At 63.4% G+C, this 3,144-nt stretch carries 4 protein-coding genes; all 4 read left to right on the top strand.

Translation table 11 applies throughout. The annotated features are described in order from the left end of the window. Positions 1-787 (top strand): Gfo/Idh/MocA family oxidoreductase (locus ENZ75_RS26330; RefSeq protein WP_164888012.1); only part of this gene is annotated, 787 nt, incomplete at its 5' end. A 10-nt stretch (positions 788-797) separates the two neighbouring features. Further along, positions 798-1,772 carry an ABC transporter permease gene (locus tag ENZ75_RS26335; protein ID WP_024503985.1) on the top strand — a complete coding sequence of 325 codons (975 nt, stop codon included), beginning with the start codon at positions 798-800 and terminating at the stop codon, positions 1,770-1,772. After that, complete coding sequence (locus ENZ75_RS26340) at positions 1,769-2,575, top strand: creatininase family protein (protein ID WP_013530431.1); 807 nt, start codon at positions 1,769-1,771, stop codon at positions 2,573-2,575. Before ENZ75_RS26335 ends, ENZ75_RS26340 begins: the two co-directional genes overlap by 4 nt. Further along, a partial coding sequence (locus ENZ75_RS26345; RefSeq protein ID WP_128278429.1) for an aldehyde dehydrogenase family protein occupies positions 2,575-3,144 on the top strand: 570 nt, incomplete at its 3' end. The genes ENZ75_RS26340 and ENZ75_RS26345, both read left to right, overlap by 1 nt.

The raw sequence follows: 3,144 nt of genomic DNA on the forward strand, positions 1-3,144 counted from the left end.
CGTCTGCCGCACTCTGCTCGATGCCGGCAGGCCGGTGCTGCTCGAAAAGCCGATGGCTCATGATCTTTCCGCTGCCAAGGCGATTGCGAAAGCGGCGGAGAGAAACGGCGCGCGTCTGTTGGTCGGCCACATCCTGCGGTTCGACCCGCGCTATTGCGAAGCCGCGGCAGCGGTGAAATCCGGGCGGATCGGCGAGCCGATCCACGGCAGCAGCGGCCGTTTCACCAATCGCGAAGTCGGTCTTCGCATGAACGGAAACTCGAGCGTCTGCTTCTACCTCGGCGTGCACGACGTGGATGCGCTGCAATGGATCTCAGGTTCAGACATCATCGCCGTCTACTCCCGATCGGTCGCCAAGCTCATGCCTTCGCTCGGAGTTCGCTCCGAAGACGCGATCTTCTCCACCGTCGAGCTGTCGAACGGAATGAGCGGACAGCTCTACTTCGGCTGGACGCTGCCACCGACCGTTCCGACCGGCATCTGGGCGCGCACCGAAATCATCGGCACCGAAGGCATGATCGACCTCGACGTGCGCGACCACGGTCTACGTATCCTATCGCATGGACAGTGGTCGCAGCCCGACGCCTTGCACTGGCCGACCGTCAATGGCCGCATCACCGGGGATCTCTTCGAGGAGGTCCACCATTTCATTTCCGCGGTTCGCGACGAAACCCCTTTCGTGATGCCGCTCGACGACGCCCTGCGCGCCGTCGCCGTCAATGATGCAATCCTGCGCAGCGTCAAATCAGGCCTGCGCGAACCGGTCGAAGATTGGCACATCCGATGAGAGAACCCTCATGACCCGCCAACAGAACATTTGGTGCAGGCGCTTTCTCGACCTCTCGCCGTTGATCCTGCTGGTCATCCTGCTGGCGATCTTCGCGCTCATCGACGCCCGCATCGTTTCAACCGCCAGCCTCATCAACATCGTCGCCCAGGCGACCCCGATCGCCATACTGGCGCTTGGCGCCCTGATCGTTCTGCTGACGGCAGGCATCGACCTGTCCGCCGGCGTCGGCGTCGCCTTCTGTGCCGTCTTCATCGCCAGCCTGATCGACGGCGGCGCCAGCCTGCCGCTTGCCTTGCTCGTCGGCTTTGCCGTGATGGTGGTGATCGGCCTCGCGAACGGCGCCGTTATCGCACTGTTGAAGATACCGCCCTTCGTGACGACATTGGCCACAATGGTCGCGCTGCAGGGCGCAACGCTTGCCGTTGCCTCCAAAGGCGTCCTGATGCTGAAGGATCCGACGCTTCGCGCGGTCGGCATCGAACGCAGCTTCGGCATTCCCAATGTCATTTTCGCAACGCTGCTGATCGTCGCCGTAGCAGCAATCCTGATGCGGCACAGCCGTTTCGGGCTGCGTACCTATGCGCTCGGATCGGATGCCGGAGCCGCGGAACTTGCCGGCATCCCGGTGACGAAACACACGATCCTCGTCTATTGCGCCTCCAGTATCTTCGTCTTCCTGACAGCCGTGATCATGATCAGCCGGGTGCCGGTCGTGACGCCCAACATCGGCGGGACCTCGCTGCTTCTGGACGCGATCGCCGCGGCCGTACTTGGCGGCACCAGTATTTTCGGCGGCAGGGGAACGGTGTGGGGCGCGGTCGTCGGCGCGCTGATCGTCAGCCTGCTGACGACAGCGCTTCGGGTGTTCGGCACGGACCCGTCCAGCCTCGAACTCTACAAGGGAGCAATCATCATGGTCGCTCTCCTGGCCGATTCCGGCATGACCTACGCCAAGGCCCGGCTTGTCGAGGCAGCACGATGAACGAGCCAGCTCCGGCCTTGCCGATCCCGCCTGGATCCAGCTTTGCGCTGATGACCTCCCCGGATACGGAAAGACACGCGACAGCCGGCGTGCATAAACCCGTCGTCATTCTACCGCTCGGCGCTGTCGAGCAACATGGCCCGCATCTGCCGCTCGGCGTCGATTGCTGGCTTGCGGAAGCGGTTGCGCTCGCCGCGGCGGAAGGACAGGCCTCCATCCGTGTCGCCGAACCTTTCGCCTATGGCTCGTCCGAGCATCATCGCTCTTTCTCCGGCACCATGAGCCTCAGCCCGCAGATCTTCATCGCCGTTCTCGTCGATCTCTGCACCTGCCTTGCCGAAGACGGCTTCCTGCCGGTCATGCTGAACGGCCATGGCGGAAACCGCGCCGCCATCCAGGTGGCGATCACCACCCTTGGCAAGCGTGGCATCGTCACCGCGGGTTTCTCGTATTTCGATCTCATCGCCGACGTGGCGGCGCAGGCCCTGCCCGATGCCGCCACAGGCACCGGTCACGCTTGCGCGCTTGAAACGTCGTTGATGATGCATGTGCTTGGCGACAGCGTTCGCCGCGATCTCATCCCGCCAGGCGGCACTCCGCCATCCTGGCCGGATCCTCACCTTTACGCCGCGCCGGCCGTCACCGTCTGGCGCCGTTTCGAAGCCATCCGCGACAACGGCGTCATCGGCACGCCATCGCAGGCAAGCGCGGAGGCCGGCAGCAGACTTTTCATCGCAGCCGTGGAACGCAGCCGCGCCGCCATTTTGAACATCCAATCCGAATTCGGCCAAAGGAACGCATGATGACAGTCCATTTCAAATCTTCTCTCGAAGGCCCCAACCTGCGTGGCATGGCGATCGTCTCGGAGCCGGAAGCAGCCGCCCGCATCGGCATCAACCGCATCGGCGGCGAGTGGATTGCCGGCAGCTCGGGCAAATTCCTGAAAATCGATAGTCCTTCGACGGGCGAGCATCTCGGCTATCTCTCCCTTTCCACCCGCGCCGATGTCGGTCGCGCGGTGAAAGCCGCCGAAGGCGCACGCGGGACCATGCGCAAGATGGGAACCTTCGCACGCGCTCAATTGTGCATACGCATCGCCGACGCGATCGACAGGCGCGCCGAAGAGCTTGCCCACCTGCTCTGCCTGGAACAGGGTAAGCCCTTCCACAGCGAGGCAAAGGCCGAAGCATCGGCGGCAGCTCTCGGTTTCCGCAATGCGGCAGAGCAGATGAAGTGGCTGGAGACGGCGGCGTTTCCCCTGGCCGATGCCAACAAGCGCGCCTTCAGCTTCCTGCAGCCGAAGGGCATCTTTGCCATCATCACGCCATGGAATTTCCCGCTCGCCCTGCCCTGCCTCTACTATCTCGGACCG

The sequence above is a fragment of the Mesorhizobium sp. M7A.F.Ca.CA.002.04.1.1 genome, from assembly GCF_004022805.1.
Classification (GTDB): Bacteria; Pseudomonadota; Alphaproteobacteria; order Rhizobiales; family Rhizobiaceae; genus Mesorhizobium; species Mesorhizobium ciceri.